Genomic DNA, 17588 nt, shown 5'->3' on the forward strand with positions numbered 1-17588 from the left:
GTCCTATAGATCTCTAATCACGAGTTTGTCTGCGACATCACCGTCTTTTAGGTAAAATGAGCCGCTCACGACGACATAGTCGTCGCCTCTAACGTTTCCTGAGATGCAGGCCTGATAGGCATCCAAAGAGTTCAGAGTAACGGGCGCAGATATAACTTTATGATCACGAACTAGGTTGACATGCATGTTTTCTTTCTCGCCTACTAACGCAGAGTAGGGTACACAGAATGCATTTTTAGCCACGGCTGATTGGGAGGAGACCGTAACCGATTTGCCAGCGAAAAGGCGTTGGTGTTCGTTGTCCAAGGTGTAGGTGACGGTATAGGTCTGTTTGATGAGATGAGGCAGTGGAGCTATCTCGGTGACATGAGCATTGATTGCCGTGTCAGATTGATACCAACTAACAGACCCTGAATCGTTGATACTGAACTGATTGATCATATTCTCAGGAACATCAATTTCCACATCAAATTTAGCGTTGTCTTGCATGCTCATAACTGCGATACCGGGGAGAACTTGCTCATGAGCATCAAAATTTACGCTAGCAATAACACCGTCAAAGGGTGCAACAAGATATGTATAACTCAACGTATCCTTAGCTCTCTGGATGTTTTTGTCGACGACTTTTACCGCCGACAGGCTGCGCTCATAGCCACTTGTAGCTCGATCTAAATTAACGCTTGCGATCGCATTGTCATCTGTTGCCTGTTTAACACGTTTCAGTTCAGCTTTTGCGAGCTTGTGAGCCGACTTTGCTTCCAGCATCTTGCTTGTAACTCTTCGAGAGCCAATTGGTAGTCGTGAGGGTCTAAGCGAGCGATAACATCACCTTTTTTAACGCTATCGCCGGGTTGAACGTAAACGTCGCTCAACGTACCGGGAACTCTAAATGCTAGGTTGGCATTCTCATGAGCACGAACGACACCGCTGAAGTGTTTAGTCGACTGATCTTCTAAGCTATTGAGCTTAATGACTTGTAATGTAGTTTGTTTTGTCTCAGGCGGCTCTAGTACCTGAGATTGATTGCATCCAAACAGTGAGACAGATGCTGCGATGCAAAGAGTGAGTGTGTTTACCTTATTCATAATAGATAGCTCCATTTTCTAGTGGAGCTATCTTAATATTGAACGGTGTTCAAATAAGCTGCCTCTGATGAGACTTACTGTCACGAAATTTATGACAATTGATTGAGGCGCGGTATTTCAGAAGAAAGGTGCTCGATAAGAGCCTTACTGGCTTTGTTTAGGGTTTTGGGTTGAGGATAGAGTATCCATCCATCTTCCGTTTTTGCTGTCTCTTGGGGTAACAATGGTACCAAAGAGCCATCTTTCAGCTCATTTTGAATCATCATTGTAGGCAGAAAACTGATTCCTCTTCCCCTAAGGGTGGCGCCTTTAATAAAACCAACACTGTTTGCCACTAGATTAGGTGCAACCGATGTAGAACCTGATTCAAAGTGCCAATGAGTGTCTACATCGCCACTCGGCCATCGAAAACAAATACACTTATGGTTACGAAGATCTTCTAGCGACTTTAAGCCACCAAACTGGTCGATATAGTTTGGTGAGGCAACCAGTGCTCTGTGGTACTGAATGACCTTTCGAGCAACAATATCTGAATCAAAAACTGAACCACCGTGAATGGCAACATCCAATCCTTGTTGAAAAATTTCATTAAACCCATTGCTGATGCTGCGGATATCCAGCTCAATTTGAGGGTATTTGTCATGAAATTCGAACAAGATCGGTTGTAGTAAGTCGTAGGTTTCAGGCAATACACCAAGCTTGATTTTTCCTTTGAGCATATCCCTAGCACTTGAAACGGATTGTTGCGCGCGATCTAATAGCTCAATTGCCATGTTGATTTCTTCAAAATAGGTCTCGCCACTGTTTGTCAATGATATGCTGCGTGTTGTTCTGTGGAACAACTGAGCCTCAACCACTTTTTCTAGCTCACTAATACGTCTGCTAACGTTCGCCCTAGGCAGATCGAGTGCGTTGGCAGCCGCGGTAAAGCTACCTAACTCAACCACCTTTTTAAAAAGTTTTAGATCTGCAATTCTCATATCCGAATAGGAGCACCATGATATAGTGTGATTCAGTATTATATTTGCGATGACCACTGGTAGTTGTGATTTCGTTCAAGAAATCTAGCCGTATCGCGCTTAGTCCATGCGAAACGCATTCATCAAAAAATCTGGCATTACTACATAAGCTGATGGTTGACAGATAGAGTTGATAGCTTCCGACTGTTTTTCTGCATATTGATACTAGCAAGAAAACCTACCGCAAAAACAATAGAGTACCTAAGGCTGTGAGGGGGAATGAGCGAGTGAGGGAAAGTAGGTCGTGTCTGTTTAAATGATCTGTAACTGTTTTTAAATCCAATAATTGGCTGCTAAAGATCATATCGAGATGAAACAGTTTATTTGAGCTATTTAAAGCTAAATGTTCTTCTACTGCCTAACTTGTCCCGTATGGCGTGTAAGTTGTACTAGAATAATTTAAACCAACTACAGAACCAATAACCGCTAGCAACTCTTCCATGAGTGTCTACTTCATTAAAAGTTTATCTACTTTTCTGATGCCATTTTTATCAATTTTCATGCTAACAACAGGGTGAGTTTCTAATTAGATATGTTGTATTTTAGTGTTTGGTACTCGCTAAGACGTCATGCTTTCTGACGAAGATGTCTGTTCCAGCAATGCATCAAACTTCGGGTTACCATGAAGCCCTTCCAAATCAGGTTCTGTGTTGATCAGTTCTCGAATCGAGGGACTTGCCTCAATAGCGAGCTCTAGATCCTCGATCGCCTGTTCTTCAACGCCAAGGCGAGAATACGCGCAGGCTCGCTGATAGAGCGCAGGGCCATTGGTGTTGTCCAAGTCGAGAACGCGATTACATAGACTGAGTGCCCAGTGGTATTCCTTTATTTCCATGGCAGCATCGGCCTTGTAGGTGAGCGCTTCAAGGTCACCGGGGCGAATCGTTAAGATTTCATCGTAGACATCGATACGCTGCTCAGCGGTTGGCATACTTTGAGCTCGTAACCAAAGATTGTGGATTTCATTGATTCGTTCGATTTCTTTGTTGTTCTCACTGATGATCCTTGTTTTTCGCTTCAGATCTCTCTCTAAAACACTAAATTTCTTTTCATATTCACTCGCAATTGCATCCAACCTTTTGTCTGCCATTTCTTTCGTGTTGTTCTTAAATTCACGCAGTGACTGCCATCCAACAAACGCGATTAAAGAGGCCACGCCAGCAATGATGTAAAAGAAGTAGGTAACCGTGACGTTGGCGTAATTCAAGGATTTATCAGCTACAGCCAACTCTCGGTCAGTGATTTGAACCACCAGCCTTTTCTCTAGCTCTTGTTGGTCCTGTCTTAGCGATTTGAGTTCATCAAGTATGTAACGCTCCATCAGAGGTCGATCAAGCAATTCAGAATCAGAGTATTTTGTGGGTTGTGCTAAAGCCGGACCTTGCCATAGGAGCGTTAGCATTATTGTTATCAAGAGTAATCTCATCTCTAATTCCCGGTTTTGTGTTTAGTTAGTTTTACTATAGTCAGGCGTTTGTTTAGTACAAAGCCCGCGTGATCGTAACACCTCAAATTTACTTAGACATCTAAGTATTTGGCCGGGTGGTAAAAGTGTGATTTAGATCACGATTATTGTATCAATGGTTGATCTTCAGCGCTGTAGGGCGGTCATAATAGTTATGTAAATGCTTAGTGTACGAACTATTTAGCAATCAAAAACATTAGAGCACTAATTAAATTGAGGAAGGGATGCATTCTACTAACAAGGGTAACAAACAGGGTTTGGTTGAGACGGAAACGGATCAAAATGAGCAACTCTGGCGTTTACAAGCACCAAGTGCCGAGGATGGCTTAATGGTTAACAAGCTGGTGGCACAGACCGAAGCGCTGGATGACAACTCAACGTATTGTAATTTTCTACAGGCCATACATTTCCATGACACATCGATCGCAGCTTTTTACAAAGGTCGCCTCGCTGGCTTTGTGTCGGGTTACTTGAAACCGAACCAGCCAAATACGTTGTTCATATGGCAGGTCGTGGTTGATCGCGATTTCCGAGGTCAAGGCGTTGCTAAGAAGATGCTTAGTCGTTTATTGGACCGCGACAGCCTTGATTCAATCAACGCGATAGAAACCACCATCACGGAAGACAATCTAGCATCTTGGTCACTGTTTCGTGGGATTGAGAGAGAAAGAGGGCAGGCGGGAAATGTGTCAGTTTTTCTCGATCAGGACGTGCATTTTGAAGGTCAACACGAAACCGAACATCTCTATCGAATCCTACTTAAAAACACTCACTAAAGGAGATAACTACAGCACTAATTATGGATATTTTTAACAAGCAAGAATCCAACGTTCGCTCATACTCGAATCACTTTCCGGTCATTTTTCACAAAGCGAAAGGTAGCTGGCTTGAAACTGATACGGGTGACAAGTATCTCGATTTTCTCTCTGGTGCAGGTTCACTGAACTATGGGCACAATAATCCAGTGATGAAATTGGCACTGCTTGATTACATCGAAAAAGATGGCCTCACCCATGGTCTCGATCTGCACTCTAACGCGAAGGCAGACTTTTTGCTGGCATTGAAGCAGCACATTCTGCAGCCGAGAGGGCTCAATTACAAAGTTCAGTTTACCGGACCGACTGGCACCAATGCCGTCGAGGCAGCTTTAAAACTTGCACGAAATGTCACTGGGCGTAGCAATATAGTGGCATTTACTAATGGTTTTCATGGCTGCACCAGCGGTGCGCTTGCCGCTACAGGTAACCAACATCATCGAAATGGTGCCGGTACAGGGTTAACCAATGTCACGCGTTTACCGTTTGAAGGTTACGCTGACATCGATGGGTTAAAACTGCTCAGTACCATGCTTACCGATAACTCGTCTGGTATGGACAAGCCTGCTGCTGTATTAGTCGAGACGGTTCAAGGGGAAGGTGGGCTTAACGTTGCATCAGATAAGTGGCTCTCGCGTCTAGCACAGATATGCAAAGAAAATGATGTATTGCTCATTGTGGACGACATTCAGGCGGGTTGTGGCCGAACCGGTACTTTCTTTAGCTTCGAACCCTCAGGAATAAAGCCTGACATTGTCACGCTATCAAAGTCTCTCTCGGGTTATGGTTTACCGTTGGCGGTTGTGTTGTTGAAACCACATCTCGATATTTGGAAGCCCGGCGAGCACAACGGCACCTTTAGAGGTAATAATCACGCCTTTGTTACGGCGGCAAAAGCGATTGAAACCTATTGGCTTGATGATCAATTTTCACAGCACATCGGCGAACACGCCAAGACCATCGCAAGTTTCATTGATCGATTACTGGAGCGTTTCCCAAACTATGTGAATCGAAGAAAAGGTAAGGGCTTGATGCAGGGTATTGAGTTTCACTCAGAACGTTTTGCAAAAGAGGTGTCCACGGCCTGTTTTGAAGAAGGTTTGGTGATTGAGACTGCCGGTCCAAATGATGAGGTGGTTAAGTTCTTTTGCCCTCTAACCATAACGGCGGAAGAGCTGGAGGAAGGGTTAAATCGGTTTGAGTCCGCGTTTAACTCTGTCATTGCCAAGCACTACAAAAATGCATCATAACGAGGGGAAATCATGATAGTTAGAACATTAGAGCAGTGTCGTGACAGTGAGAGGCGCGTAGCGTCGGATACTTGGGAAAGTGTGAGGATGATACTCAAAGATGACAACATGGGTTTTTCGTTCCACATCACGACTATTTACGCGGACACAACCACGCACATTCACTACAAGAATCATCTTGAGTCAGTGTACTGTATTCAAGGTGAGGGAGACATTGAGATCGTAGGCGGTGAGACTTATCCAATAAAATCGGGAACGCTCTATGTCTTGGATAAACACGATGAACACTTTCTTAAAGCCAACAAAGGGAAGGAAATGATCATGGCCTGCGTGTTCAATCCGCCAATTACTGGGAAAGAAACTCATGATGAAAACGGGGTTTACCCACTCATTGACTGAGCGAAAACATTTCATCTCTATCCCAATCAATTACAAAATAGGCTATTTATGACTACTTATACCGTAGAGAAAATCGGCGGTACATCAATGTCCGCATTTGACACTGTTCTGGACAATATTCTCCTTCGCCCTGCGACAGAGAGCTCTCTTTACAACCGAGTTTTCGTCGTGTCTGCGTATGGCGGGCTCACGGATTCCTTACTAGAGTGCAAAAGAACTGGCAAACCCGGTGTTTACCCTTTGGTTGCCAGCAGCGACGAGCGCTGGACTAATGAATTGGATACCGTTGAACAACGTATGTTGTTGACCAATGACCATATGTTTGCTGATCCGATGGATCGGATGGCAGCAGACAAGTTTATTCGCTCTCGCGTTTCCGAAGCTCGACGCTGCATCACGAATCTTTTAGAGGTGTGTCAATATGGTCAATTTGACCTAACCAATTACTTACCAGAAATCCGAGAGTTCCTGGCATCGCTTGGGGAAGTTCACAGTGCTTACAATACTGCGATGAAACTCAAGTCAATGGGCGTTAACGCCACATTTGTCGACCTGTCACTTTGGGACGCTGAAACGTTGCCAGAGACCTTGGAACAGGCAATCTCACAAGCGTTTGAAAACATCGATATCAAAACGGAGTTGCCTATTGTTACCGGTTATGCTGCATCAAAACAAGGCGTGATGTCGTTGTACGATAGAGGCTACAGTGAAATGACGTTTAGTGTCTTGCTAGCATCACCAATGCTGATTTGGCTGTCATCCACAAAGAGTATCATCTGAGCTCTGCAGACCCGAGAATGGTGGGTGCAGAAAGCGTCAAACCTGTAGGGGAAACAAACTTTGATGTTGCAGATCAATTGGCATCGCTTGGCATGGAGGCTATTCACCCAAGGGCGGCGGCAGGTCTTAGAGAAAGCGGCATTGAACTGCAAATCAAGAATACGTTTGAGCCTGACCACGATGGCACTCTCATTTCAGAAAACTATACTTCCGAGGACGAAAACGTAGAAATCGTCGCGGGTAAAGCCAAGGTTCATGCTTTGCAACTGTTCGACCAAACCCACGCGTGTCATATTGACCGAGTGAGCCTCGATCTGATGACAATCATTGAGCCGATGTCACTTGAAGTTATTAGTAAAGAGATGACGGCAAACTCTCTGACCTACTACTTAAATGGCTCGGCGACCGCGATCGACAAGGTCAAGCAGCAGCTAAAGCTCAACTACCCCGACGCGCAAGTTTCCTGTCGTGTTGTGTCTATGGTGTCCGCCATAGGTACAAAAATAGACTCGACGGAAACGCTATCGATAGGTACAAAAGCGCTCGCAGAGGCTGGCATATCACCAGTCGCTTTACATGCACCAGTTCGTAACGTCAGTGTGCAATATGTTGTTGAGGAAGATGAATATCAACAAGCGCTCGGTGTAGTTCACCATGCTTTGTGTGAGCCCAAACAAGAATCGCTCGGACTAAAAGGCGCCGCCTAGTTTTTGGTCGCTAACTTAACTTCTATCGGCTAGGCTTCATGATATTAGAGAGTTTTAATAACGGTATGTTTAATAATCAGCGCATTAGACCGCGTTTAAACACATTTGGTAAATCATGAAGCCGAATTTTAACTTTGAAGATGTGAGTCAACTGCTTGTTGGAGCATTTGCCCTTGGTATGCCCGTCTCTTTTTCGGAAGAGGCTTGGCACCTTGGGGCAACGCTCCCCGCGATCAACTTGCTGATGATTGTGCTTCTATCTGTCAGCTTTGTTACGCTGTACACCTATGAAGCTGTGTTTCAGCGTAATATTTTAGAGCGAAAATTGGCCTTTGTTTCTCGAGTATTTTGGGCTTATGCGCTGACTATGGTCGTAGTTGCGTTGATCCTGATATGCTTGATAAGTTGCCACTAATCGACGAGCCAGCGGTTGCTTTTAAGCGGGTACTTCTGATTTCAATGCCGGCCTCGATGGGGGCCATCGTTGTCGATAGCTTTGATAAAGAATAGTTTTGATAATAAGCGGTTATCCTCATTATCAATTAGTTTTAAGACGTTCACTTCTGGTCAGTTATTGTTGTAGGCACGCTACGACCATTAAAGCACTGGCTTATCAATGGCAGGATCTTCTTTTGGCGTTGCTGTTTGCTGTGTCATTACCTGACTTCTCCCATCTGCCTTAAGCTTTACAACACCTTTTTGCAAAATCAGGTTGTTTGGGTAACTAATCTGTTCCCCGCTTTCATGGCGAATAAGTACATGAAACATCGTAATGTCTATTATCTTCCCTCGAATATCCGCATCTTTTTCAACCACCTGTATTCTGTCACCAATTCGATAGGGGAAGGCGAAGAAGATCAGCACGCTAGCAGTCACATTACTCAAAATAGACCACTGAGCAACCAAGGCTACGCCCAATACAGCAAAAATGGACGACAAGAATAGCGCGATGTCACCAAACCCGATTCCCAAAAGTATAAAAAAGAGAGCGCCAAAAACGATAAGAGCGGCGACATTAAAGGCTTTTAAGATGAACTGTTTTCGTTGAATCGAAACTTGTTTACTTGTCGCGAGTGTATTGATCCAAGCGTGAACCACTTTAACAACGACTTTGTACGCAACAATCAGAATGACTGCGATGGCGAGCTGTTTAACTAAATCAGACGCTAGCAAGGTTTCGAGCATGTTTATTCCCTGAACAAGTGGAGCGTTTATAGGAGAAATCTAGGCTTTCAATGATATCTCATTCTCCGTGTTGCTGTAATTTACTTTTTACCTCGATGAACTTAGTTAGCAATGCAAAGATAGGCTCCCTCTTAGCACTGCTCCAAAAGGGTAGGATTGGAGTTCGTAAAAACTAGAATGTATGTTTTCAAGCGCAATCTTGCTTGAAAAGCTCAGAGTGAAATGGGTACGATGTAAAGCAACGATACAAGTCTAACGTGGTAAGTGGAAATACATAAATACTGGGCATTGTGTTTGGAGCTTGCAAGCGCCGCGCCTCTAGATTACGTTTTACACGCATCTCGAGGATCAATGCTTTCAACTCGTCCGTAATGTTGGCCTAGAAATATCACATCGACGAAATGCGAAGCCTGCATCGCCAGACTCTTCATACATCTTTACCCTATTATCCTCACGGAGATATCGCCCCTCACTGCAGGTGGGTACTGTTTTTTAGAAAAGTATTGAAACTTTTACACGCGATACTTGGACGGCCTAAGTAGTAACCTTGGGCTGCCTGACAGCCCAAGTCACTCACTAAAGAATACATGTTTTTAGTCTCAATGCCCTCTGCGACAATAGTTGTATCAAGCTGTGCTCCCAATGCTACGATACTCTTTACCATTCTCATTTGCTCATGCTTATCCCCTAGCTCTTTTAATATATGGCCATCAATCTTGATGCTTTCTATCGGGAGGCTGACAAGACGTTTCATAGATAGTAGGCCGTCACCAAAATCATCGATTGATAACTTAACCCCATATTGGTTTAACTCAACGAGATGCGTCATCACCTCATCTGTATCGCAGGCTAAGTGTGATTCTCTAATCTCCAAGATGATTTTCTGAGGATCGATTTTGCTAGATTCTATCGCATCCGACAGGAGCTTACAGATGAGCCCACAATGCTCAGTGCCTGGAGGCAGGTTAAGACTTAGCATTAAATCAGGCATTGTCGTCTGCCATTCTTTGAGTTGAAATAAAGCCTGCTTAAATAGCCACTGGTGAAAACTATCGACTAAGTTTAATCGCACGACAAAATCGATGATTTGCTGGGCAGGAACTTCTGTCTCACCAAACTTCCACCTTATCAATGCTTCAACAGAAGTGACTTCTTTAGTTTTTGTATCAAAAACAGGTTGGAAAACGAGATAAAGGTCGTTGTTATATAGAGCCTCTGGAAAGGAAGACGTGAGTTTACATTCAGCGCTGTTTTGCTTCTTCATTTTGGAGTCGAAAATGCGAACTTGTCCCTTGCCGCTTTCTTTAGCTGAATACAATGCGTAATCGGCATTATTGAGTAACTCAGCGCTTGTTTTAGCCGCACTTGGGTGGCTGGCAACCCCGATGGATGGGCTCACTTCAATGACTTCATTTTGCCAATCTATATCGATTTGTAAGTCCTTAAGGCAACTTTCTGCTGCAATTTTAGCGTCTTCTAGCGTTGTGTTTGATAATAGTACGGTAAACTCATCACCACCGAGTCGCGAAACTAAGTCCGTCTTTCTAAACCGCTTCTGTAGTTTGTTTGCCACCATCTGCAAAACAAAGTCACCAGCTTCATGGCCATGAGTGTCATTGATGGTTTTGAAGTTATCTAAGTCTAAATACAGCAGTGAAAAATGGTGGTGGTACCGTGCGCTTTCGCTGAAAAGAAACTCTAAGCGATCATTAAATACAGCTCGGTTTGAAAGCTTGGTCAGGCTATCGTGTGTTGCCATATAACAGAGCTGTTGTTGTGACTCCCATTGCTTGGTTACAGAGATAATGAGTTCTTCCAGGCTTTCACTTGTAATATCTTGTTTGACCGCGTAATCATGAGCACCATACTTCATAAGTTCGACAGCGGTTTCCGTATCCTCTTGGCCTGTAATCACTGCAATAGGGCAGGGCATATGGCCATGTTCTCTGTTGAGTTTGTGCAGCAGGTCTACTGCATTGCCATCAGGAAGGTAGCAGTCTAATAAGCAGCAATCTATGGGGTGCTGATTAATGAGCTCTAGTGCTTTCTCTAAAGACGCTGCATTCTCAACAGTTTGAAAAGAGTGTTTGGTCGATTGTAATAATCTGCTGAGATGAACGAAATCGGCTTCATGATCTTCAACGATAACTAAACGTTTTGCCTGCATAACACCACCTAAGTAAGAGTTTTGCCGGATGGCAATGTAGCGGATTTGATCCAAAAGTTTATGACGCTATCCAAAACAGTTCTAAATTTTGCGACTTCCAATGGTTTGCAGATATAGGCGTTAACACCAAGCGATAACTTTCAATGACATCTAAGTGATAGTTCGATGTTGTTAACATAATAACAGGTATGTGATTGGTTACCTTATCAGACCGAATAACTTTAAGCGTTTCTTTACCATTGAGTCCCGGCATATTGATATCCATTAAAATCAAATCTGGAAACGTACATTCATTGGTGGCGGTGTTCGTAGCTGTTTTCAGGTACGCTAGCGCTTTAACGCCACTGTCGACGATATCAATAGAGCAGTTTATTTTAGCGTCTTCAATGGTGCGTTTTATTATAATTTGGTCAGAGGGTCGGTCCTCCACCACAAGGAACTTAAATGGACTATTCATCATCTCGTCCCTCAATTAATAATGGGATACTTAATGTAAATGTAGCTCCTTTGTCAGGCTGAGAGGCGACGGATACTGTTCCGCCATGTCGAGTCATGACTTTATCCACAATCGCCAACCCTATACCAGTTCCAGCATTTTCAACTTGAACAGTTTTAAAAATACCGAATATGCGCTCATGATCCTGGGTAGCGATACCGATACCGTTATCTTTTACAACGATAACAAGCCGATTATCTTGTGTCTGTGCAGAGATGTTTATCTTTGGTACTTCGTTGTCACGAGAGAACTTTATGGCGTTGTGAATGAGGTTTTGGACGCAAAGTAACATTTGTGCTTTATCGGCAACCATCTCAATGTCGATGCCATCACATGTAATCGACGCTTGTTTCTCTGCAATCAATGAGCCCAGTGCAAGCTCGGCTTTTGAGACAATTTCACTTAGGTTGAACCTATGGAACTCTAGGATTTGATTTCCGACTCTGGATAATTTTAACAAATCCTCAATAAGGTGCGTCATTTGGTCGCACGCTTCATCAATAAAATACTGGTCTTCTTTCTGTCGTTCGATATCCCCTTTTTCTACGTCTTCTATCAAATATTTGGTAAATGTCTTCAGCGTGCGAAGGGGTTCTTTGAGATCGTGAGAGGCAACATAAGCAAACTGCTCGAGATCGCGATTCGCCTTTGAGATTTTCTCGTTGAGCGTCTTTTGCTGGTGTATATCAGTCATTGAGCCTGCGATGCCGATAGTATGAGCACTACTGTCAGAATGCGTGGTGCCTTTAATTCTGAACCAATGATATTTTCCAGTAGACAGACAAAGTCTAGCTTCAATGTCGCAGCTTGCTTGTTCTTCAAGGATTGCCAAAGCGGCGTTGACTTTGGTCCGATCATCAGGATGAAAGTGCGTAAGAAATGCAGCAAGAGGAATTTTTGAATCTTGTTGTGGCTGACCGATCAAGTCGAAAAACCTTTGGCTTGTTTCCACTATGTGGGGCTCTCGTGCATGCAGTTGCCAGAATGCATCCTTTGAGCCTTCCATGTATAACTCTAGCTTGGCGAGAGTGTTTTGGAGCTCGACTTCCTTGATCTTTAATCGCTCCTCGGCTTCTTTTTGACGCGAAATGTCCATGAAGCTGCCAATAAACTTGGTGACTGAGCCGTTTTCACTCGTCTCAAAAGGCGTGTCTTTGCTGAGACACCAGACCCATCGACCGTCTTTCGCTCTAAATCTATATTCGATTTCATGGATCTCAAACATCTCTTGCGCGTTGATGACAGACTCCATATGCTTCAGAACCCTCGGTAGGTCGTCCGGATGGAACAAACCCAGAAACTCCTCCCCGCTAAAGCTGTTTAGCTCATCTTTTTCGTAACCTAGTATTTTGGTGTAAGCTCTGTTGATAAAATCATTAGACTGCTTCTGAATGTCATAAACGTATATGCCAGTGACAGAAGACTGTATGGTGCGATCTAAGTACCGCAGACGCGCTGCCATGTCCTCGTCGTCCAGTCCGTCGATACTCAACAGCATATGCTCCTTCAAAAATACATTACCTAAATACTGGTTTTCCTTTACTAATTTATTCAAGCAAAGCCCCTCAAAATAAGCGATATATCATTAAGCTAGTACATCTTCTGCAAAAGGCACGTTTGTGATTCCCAAAATTAAACTCTTAAATAAAATACACAAGGCAGAACAAAGTATTTTACGGGTTAAACTATTTTCTACAACGAAAGCATGAATGTAACGTGCCTCAAGAGTTGGCCAGTCTATGTTTAATTCTGGGTTACGTTGATTGAGCTTGCTTACTAAAGAAATTTGCCTCTTAGCTCTACTGCATTGCTTCGAGCTAATATCCAGTCCTTAGCCTGGCTACTTGGCACTGCTCTAGAAAACAAGAAACCTTGGCACATTTCGATCTGCTTTGCACGTTTCAGACCCAAATGCTCATGTTGTTCAACGCCTTTATTCTTAAGGGGTCGGCGTTCAATGCTTGAGAGTGTCGATGCACCTTGTCTTCGTTGCGAATAAACAGTTTATCAGCTTCTATGAGCGTAGTTAAAACTCGAGCGATATGTTCGCTGTTGACTCTGTCATTCGCGATCATTAGTTAGTATTGAAGGTATATGCCCGGGAACTGTTGAGCGTAAACTTTTTTCAAGAGATGTTTTCTTAACGGTGATTAGTATCATTGTTCGGCTCAGAGCAAGCCAATAACAGCGCTGACACTAAGACAACTAGGAACCTGTACATACTACACCCTTGAGCATGTCCATCTAGTTATTAGGTTAGGATACCCTTATAGAGAAGCAGCAATTTAGAGCTCTATAATTTTAAAGCCGAATGCAAACAACAGTTCTCTATCCAATGCCCTGAGATAACATACTAGCCGCCACGCGATTGAACGCAGCAATATTCGCACCTTTTCGATAATTCACCCAGCCATCGGGCTCGCTATCACTGTGTTCAACGCATTGCTTGTGGATTTTTTTCATGATGTGCTTCAACCTCTCGTCTAACTCGTCGAAAGTCAGTGAGCTGAATGACGCATTCTGCGACATCTCTAGTCCTGAAAGTGCTACTCCACCTGCATTGGAGGCCTTGCCGGGCGCATTGGCTACGCTCGCTTCATTCAGTACGTCGATCGCCTTTTCAGTGCACGGCATATTTGCACCTTCTGCGAGAAACAGGCAGCCCTGTTCAACCAAAACCTTGGCGTCGTCTTCATCAAGTTCATTCTGCGTACCGCAGGGTAGCGCGATATCACAACCAACATCCCAAGCTTTTTGTCCTCTCGCCACTTCCCTCCAATATCATTGGCAACTTGTTCGAGATCGGGACGATCAGTCGATCTTATTAAGTCTTTGAGCGTTGATTGATCTATACCCTCTTTGTGATATATCGAACCGTGGCTGTTTGAGAGGGTGACGACTCTTGCGTTCATTTCTGTGGCTTTTAGTGCAGCATGAAGAGCAACATTACCCGCTCCTGAAATTGCCACCTTTTTGTCTGCAAGGCCATCGTCTGCTTGGCGAAGCATGTTCTCTACAAAATAGATCAGACCGTAACCAGTTGCTTCTGTTCGAACGTGACTACCACCGAATTCGATATCTTTGCCAGTTAACGTTCCGCTGAAATTGTTTGCAAGCCGTCGGTACTGACCAAAAAGAAAACCGATTTCACGGCTGCCTACATTGATGTCACCAGCGGGCACATCCGTGTTTTCTCCAATATGTCGGTAGAGCTCATTCATAAAGGCTTGACAGAAACGCATGATTTCTCGATCTGAACGCCCCTTCGGATCAAAGTCCGCACCGCCTTTGCCACCACCTAAAGGGAGCATAGTAAGTGCGTTCTTAAATGTTTGTTCAAAAGCGAGAAATTTAAGTACAGACTCATTAACAGAGGGATGAAAACGAATTCCACCTTTATAAGGGCCAAGAACTCCACAGTGCTGAACTCTGTAGCCGCGGTTAACATGTAAGTCACCATTGTCGTCTTCCCAGCAAACTCGGAACGATATAATGCGATCCGGCTCTGTTAGGCGCTTCATGATTTGGTGCTGTTCGAACTCAGGATTCTCCGCGATCACGGGGAGCAGATCTTTGAAAAGTTCGTGTACGGCTTGATTGAACTCTTGTTGATTAGGATTGCGCTGTTCCAGCCATTGGAAAAAATCGTGAGGATCTTTTGTAACAGGCATACTTTAAACCTCTTTTAGTTTCAAACCTAAAGTAAACGCAGCGAAGCTACTTAATGAGAATAGCACTAGAACTGCGGTCATATTCCACTGTGCAATCACTCCGCTGAGTATTCCGTATGCAAGGAGAAGTACGCCGATGACTGTATTACTCACAGATACGTAATCGGTGCGTTTGTTTCCTTCTGCCATGTCTACAAGGTAAGTTTTACGACCGAGGCGAACCCCTTGGTGGATAACCGCGAGAAGGAAATAGAGTAATAAGTAAACGACTAAAACAGTTGTTGATGACAGAGCACGCTCGAACATTGCGTGGAACAAGGACGCGAACAGGAATACACAAATGGATAAGGCAGCCGTCAATAAGACTACGAAGCGACTGCTTCTATCCGCTAGAAGCCCCCAGAATAGGCCACTGACCATGCTAGCGAGTCCGGTCAATATGACAAAAAGAAGCACGCCGGTTAAATCGGTATGTGGCGTGGCTAGTAGTACGATAAAGGGGGCGGCCAGTCCTGAGCCCATGAGCAACGCGCGCACGGCGACGAAGTATCGAAATTGCGTATCGAGGCGCAAAAGTTGAAGATTTCGTATGGCGACTTTTAACCCGTTGTTAGCACCTTCCGTAGCACCCGCATGCTCAATGATCGATCCAAAGCTCAGTGCGGCTAACAGCCAACAAAAGCTGGCGACGACTAGCATTATAATGATGAATGTGATGGTGGTTTGTTGGAAAGCCAGTAAGCCGCCAGTGACGAGTAGGGTTACGATGCCAGAGAGGCTAGCACTCAGTCCACCCAGTCGACCGCGCCGTGCTTTTGGGATGGTTTTTCCCAGCACATCCTTACTCGCAATTGAGCAAAGTCCTCGGCTTAGTGAGAAGAGGACAAGTAATACGGTAATAGTCCAACCAAGCGCAGCTCCATCAAGTTGGGCTGCAGAAATAGCCATCAAGGCAACTGAGGCACCCTGCAATAATGATCCAATAACATAAAACTGTTTGCGTCGCTGGAATTGACGAACGATACCACCGAGCAACAGCTGTGGCATCATAGATCCTGATTCACGAATGGGTACCAAAAGTGCGGTAAAAAAAGCCGGGGCGCCAGCAGTGGCTAAAAGCCACGGCAGAACGACTTTGCTGCTGCTAAACGAATCTGCAAGCTTGGTACTGAGCTGAGCTAACAAGATCTTCAGAAAGTTACCAGGTACTTCTCGACAAGCCTTATCCGAAATGCCGTTGCATGCTCTAGCATCCTCCTCGTTCGAGAGTCGTTCGTAGAGTGTCGTGCTATTAAGTTTCATTTATTCCTCCTTGGCGTTTCGTTACGGGGGAAACGGAAACTAAGTTCAAACACATTCGTAATGCATATTTGAGTAGGACATGACGTGTAGTCATGACATCGTAGCCTTATGCAACCGTCAGATAAGACCACGGCAGAAGTGAACAGTGTGTACACAAGGCATCACCGAATTGTTGTTGACAACATCGGTACCGGGTATCTCGAATCAAAAGTTATGAACCAGCGTTGGCTTCTTAGAAAACAACCATCGATTGAATACCGATTTATACTGCCAACCAAGTGATAAGAGCTTAGCAGCCAGACCTTGGTTTTCGATAATTTCTACTTCAACACCTTGATAGTGGTATGGGTTGTTTTTGATGTATTGAATGAACTGCGTAAGTACGCCTTGTCCTCTGGCTTCAGGGGTAAAGTTTACGGACACAATGCTAAACCGAAGACTTCCCGCTGGGCTTCTTACCAAACAATACCCAAACTCGCTTTTGAATGTTTCTGCAAAAACCGGAAATGGCTCTGACTGGTACTTTGAGGATACACGGTCATATTGGCGACAAAGATGTTGGAGAAGTTGCTGCGCTTTATGATTCATAGCCATCGATAGCTCCTGTCAGTGTACTACCTAACGATTTGTTACATCCTCATTGTAATTATAAATACGGCTGCAAATAAGGAGTTCGTCCTTCATAGTAGTTGCCGCATTTATATTGAAGCACTAACCGGTGACTGTTTTCCTATCGAATGCTCTAGGGTTTGGGGACTGTTTCAATAGGATTTGTTGAAACTTGACTACGATGTCAAGATTCTGAGTTGAGATTTGCTCTATGGTTGAGCTAGGTAGTCAAAATAGGGCACTGATATGAGCACAAAACGTCATGGTATTACGATTGGTTTAGAGCGAATTGGCAACGAGTCGGTAATAATGCTTAAAGCGACAGGCAAACTTACTCATGAAGACTATGAGGTGATCACTCCTGTACTTGAGTCGAGTTTGCAGGAGGTATCTGCAGATCACATAAAAATGTTGGTTGATATCACGGAGTTTTCCGGCTGGGAGCTAAGAGCGGCCTGGGACGACTTTAAATTAGGGTTAAAGTTTGGCGTCAACATAGAAAAGATCGCTATCTACGGTGATAAGAATTGGCAGGAGCTCGCGAGTAAAATAGGTAGCTGGTTTATTGCCGGGAACATGGCATCTTTTGGCAACTATCAAGACGCCATTGAATGGTTAACAGATTGATGCTTCTGAAA

General features: G+C 44.2%; 13 protein-coding genes and 5 pseudogenes. 6 read left to right on the top strand and 12 right to left on the bottom strand.

Annotated features, from left to right (window positions below):
* Window positions 1–3 precede the first annotated feature (3 nt).
* The 3 genes and pseudogenes from TZ48_RS01255 to TZ48_RS01265 form a co-directional block, all read right to left on the bottom strand.
* Window positions 4–1085: pseudogene (locus TZ48_RS01255) on the bottom strand (efflux RND transporter periplasmic adaptor subunit).
* Between the two features lie 89 nt (window positions 1086–1174).
* Complete coding sequence (locus TZ48_RS01260) at window positions 1175–2065, bottom strand: LysR family transcriptional regulator (RefSeq protein ID WP_112477960.1); 891 nt, start codon at window positions 2063–2065, stop codon at window positions 1175–1177.
* A gap of 598 nt (window positions 2066–2663) precedes the next feature.
* The gene (locus TZ48_RS01265; RefSeq protein ID WP_112477961.1) at window positions 2664–3530 is read right to left on the bottom strand and encodes a tetratricopeptide repeat protein; all 867 of its coding nucleotides are present in this window, start codon (window positions 3528–3530) and stop codon (window positions 2664–2666) included.
* Window positions 3531–3793: 263 nt separating this feature from the next.
* On the opposite strand from TZ48_RS01265, the gene ectA reads away from it, so the two are divergent.
* From ectA to TZ48_RS01290, 5 genes and pseudogenes are all read left to right on the top strand, one after another.
* Window positions 3794–4345 carry a diaminobutyrate acetyltransferase gene (gene ectA, locus TZ48_RS01270; RefSeq protein ID WP_112477962.1) on the top strand — a complete coding sequence of 184 codons (552 nt, stop codon included), beginning with the start codon at window positions 3794–3796 and terminating at the stop codon, window positions 4343–4345.
* 23 nt (window positions 4346–4368) lie between these two features.
* Window positions 4369–5634 carry a diaminobutyrate--2-oxoglutarate transaminase gene (gene ectB / locus TZ48_RS01275; protein ID WP_162674441.1) on the top strand — a complete coding sequence of 422 codons (1266 nt, stop codon included), beginning with the start codon at window positions 4369–4371 and terminating at the stop codon, window positions 5632–5634.
* Window positions 5635–5646: 12 nt separating this feature from the next.
* A complete protein-coding gene (locus tag TZ48_RS01280) occupies window positions 5647–6033 on the top strand; it encodes an ectoine synthase (RefSeq protein WP_112477964.1) in 387 nt (128 codons plus the stop codon).
* Between the two features lie 48 nt (window positions 6034–6081).
* Window positions 6082–7520, top strand: a pseudogene (locus tag TZ48_RS01285) (aspartate kinase).
* A 115-nt stretch (window positions 7521–7635) separates the two neighbouring features.
* A pseudogene (locus tag TZ48_RS01290) lies at window positions 7636–8030 on the top strand (DUF2391 family protein).
* 87 nt (window positions 8031–8117) lie between these two features.
* Here the strand turns inward: TZ48_RS01290 and TZ48_RS01295 are convergent.
* From TZ48_RS01295 to TZ48_RS01330, 9 genes and pseudogenes are all read right to left on the bottom strand, one after another.
* Window positions 8118–8705 carry a mechanosensitive ion channel family protein gene (locus TZ48_RS01295; protein WP_112477965.1) on the bottom strand — a complete coding sequence of 196 codons (588 nt, stop codon included), beginning with the start codon at window positions 8703–8705 and terminating at the stop codon, window positions 8118–8120.
* Between the two features lie 301 nt (window positions 8706–9006).
* Window positions 9007–9140: pseudogene (locus TZ48_RS01300) on the bottom strand (IS481 family transposase); the annotation flags it as partial.
* 34 nt (window positions 9141–9174) lie between these two features.
* The gene (locus tag TZ48_RS01305) at window positions 9175–10926 is read right to left on the bottom strand and encodes a putative bifunctional diguanylate cyclase/phosphodiesterase (RefSeq protein ID WP_112477966.1); all 1752 of its coding nucleotides are present in this window, start codon (window positions 10924–10926) and stop codon (window positions 9175–9177) included.
* A 4-nt stretch (window positions 10927–10930) separates the two neighbouring features.
* Window positions 10931–11332, bottom strand: coding sequence for a response regulator (locus tag TZ48_RS01310; protein WP_112477967.1), 402 nt, complete (start codon window positions 11330–11332; stop codon window positions 10931–10933).
* Window positions 11322–12923: a PAS domain-containing sensor histidine kinase gene (locus tag TZ48_RS01315; protein WP_162674443.1), complete on the bottom strand. Its 1602-nt coding sequence runs from the start codon at window positions 12921–12923 to the stop codon at window positions 11322–11324. Before TZ48_RS01315 ends, TZ48_RS01310 begins: the two co-directional genes overlap by 11 nt.
* 773 nt (window positions 12924–13696) lie before the next feature.
* On the bottom strand, window positions 13697–14137 hold the full coding sequence (locus TZ48_RS26575; RefSeq protein WP_275426388.1) for a dehydrogenase family protein: 441 nt from the start codon (window positions 14135–14137) through the stop codon (window positions 13697–13699).
* Between the two features lie 77 nt (window positions 14138–14214).
* Window positions 14215–15039, bottom strand: a pseudogene (locus tag TZ48_RS26580) (Glu/Leu/Phe/Val dehydrogenase dimerization domain-containing protein); the annotation flags it as partial.
* 3 nt (window positions 15040–15042) lie between these two features.
* On the bottom strand, window positions 15043–16341 hold the full coding sequence (locus TZ48_RS01325; protein WP_112477969.1) for an MFS transporter: 1299 nt from the start codon (window positions 16339–16341) through the stop codon (window positions 15043–15045).
* A 204-nt stretch (window positions 16342–16545) separates the two neighbouring features.
* Window positions 16546–16929: a hypothetical protein gene (locus TZ48_RS01330; RefSeq protein WP_112478074.1), complete on the bottom strand. Its 384-nt coding sequence runs from the start codon at window positions 16927–16929 to the stop codon at window positions 16546–16548.
* Window positions 16930–17196: 267 nt separating this feature from the next.
* On the opposite strand from TZ48_RS01330, the gene TZ48_RS01335 reads away from it, so the two are divergent.
* On the top strand, window positions 17197–17577 hold the full coding sequence (locus tag TZ48_RS01335) for a SpoIIAA family protein (protein WP_112477970.1): 381 nt from the start codon (window positions 17197–17199) through the stop codon (window positions 17575–17577).
* Window positions 17578–17588 lie beyond the last annotated feature (11 nt).

The organism is Vibrio variabilis (assembly GCF_003263785.1).
Classification (GTDB): Bacteria; Pseudomonadota; Gammaproteobacteria; order Enterobacterales; family Vibrionaceae; genus Vibrio; species Vibrio variabilis.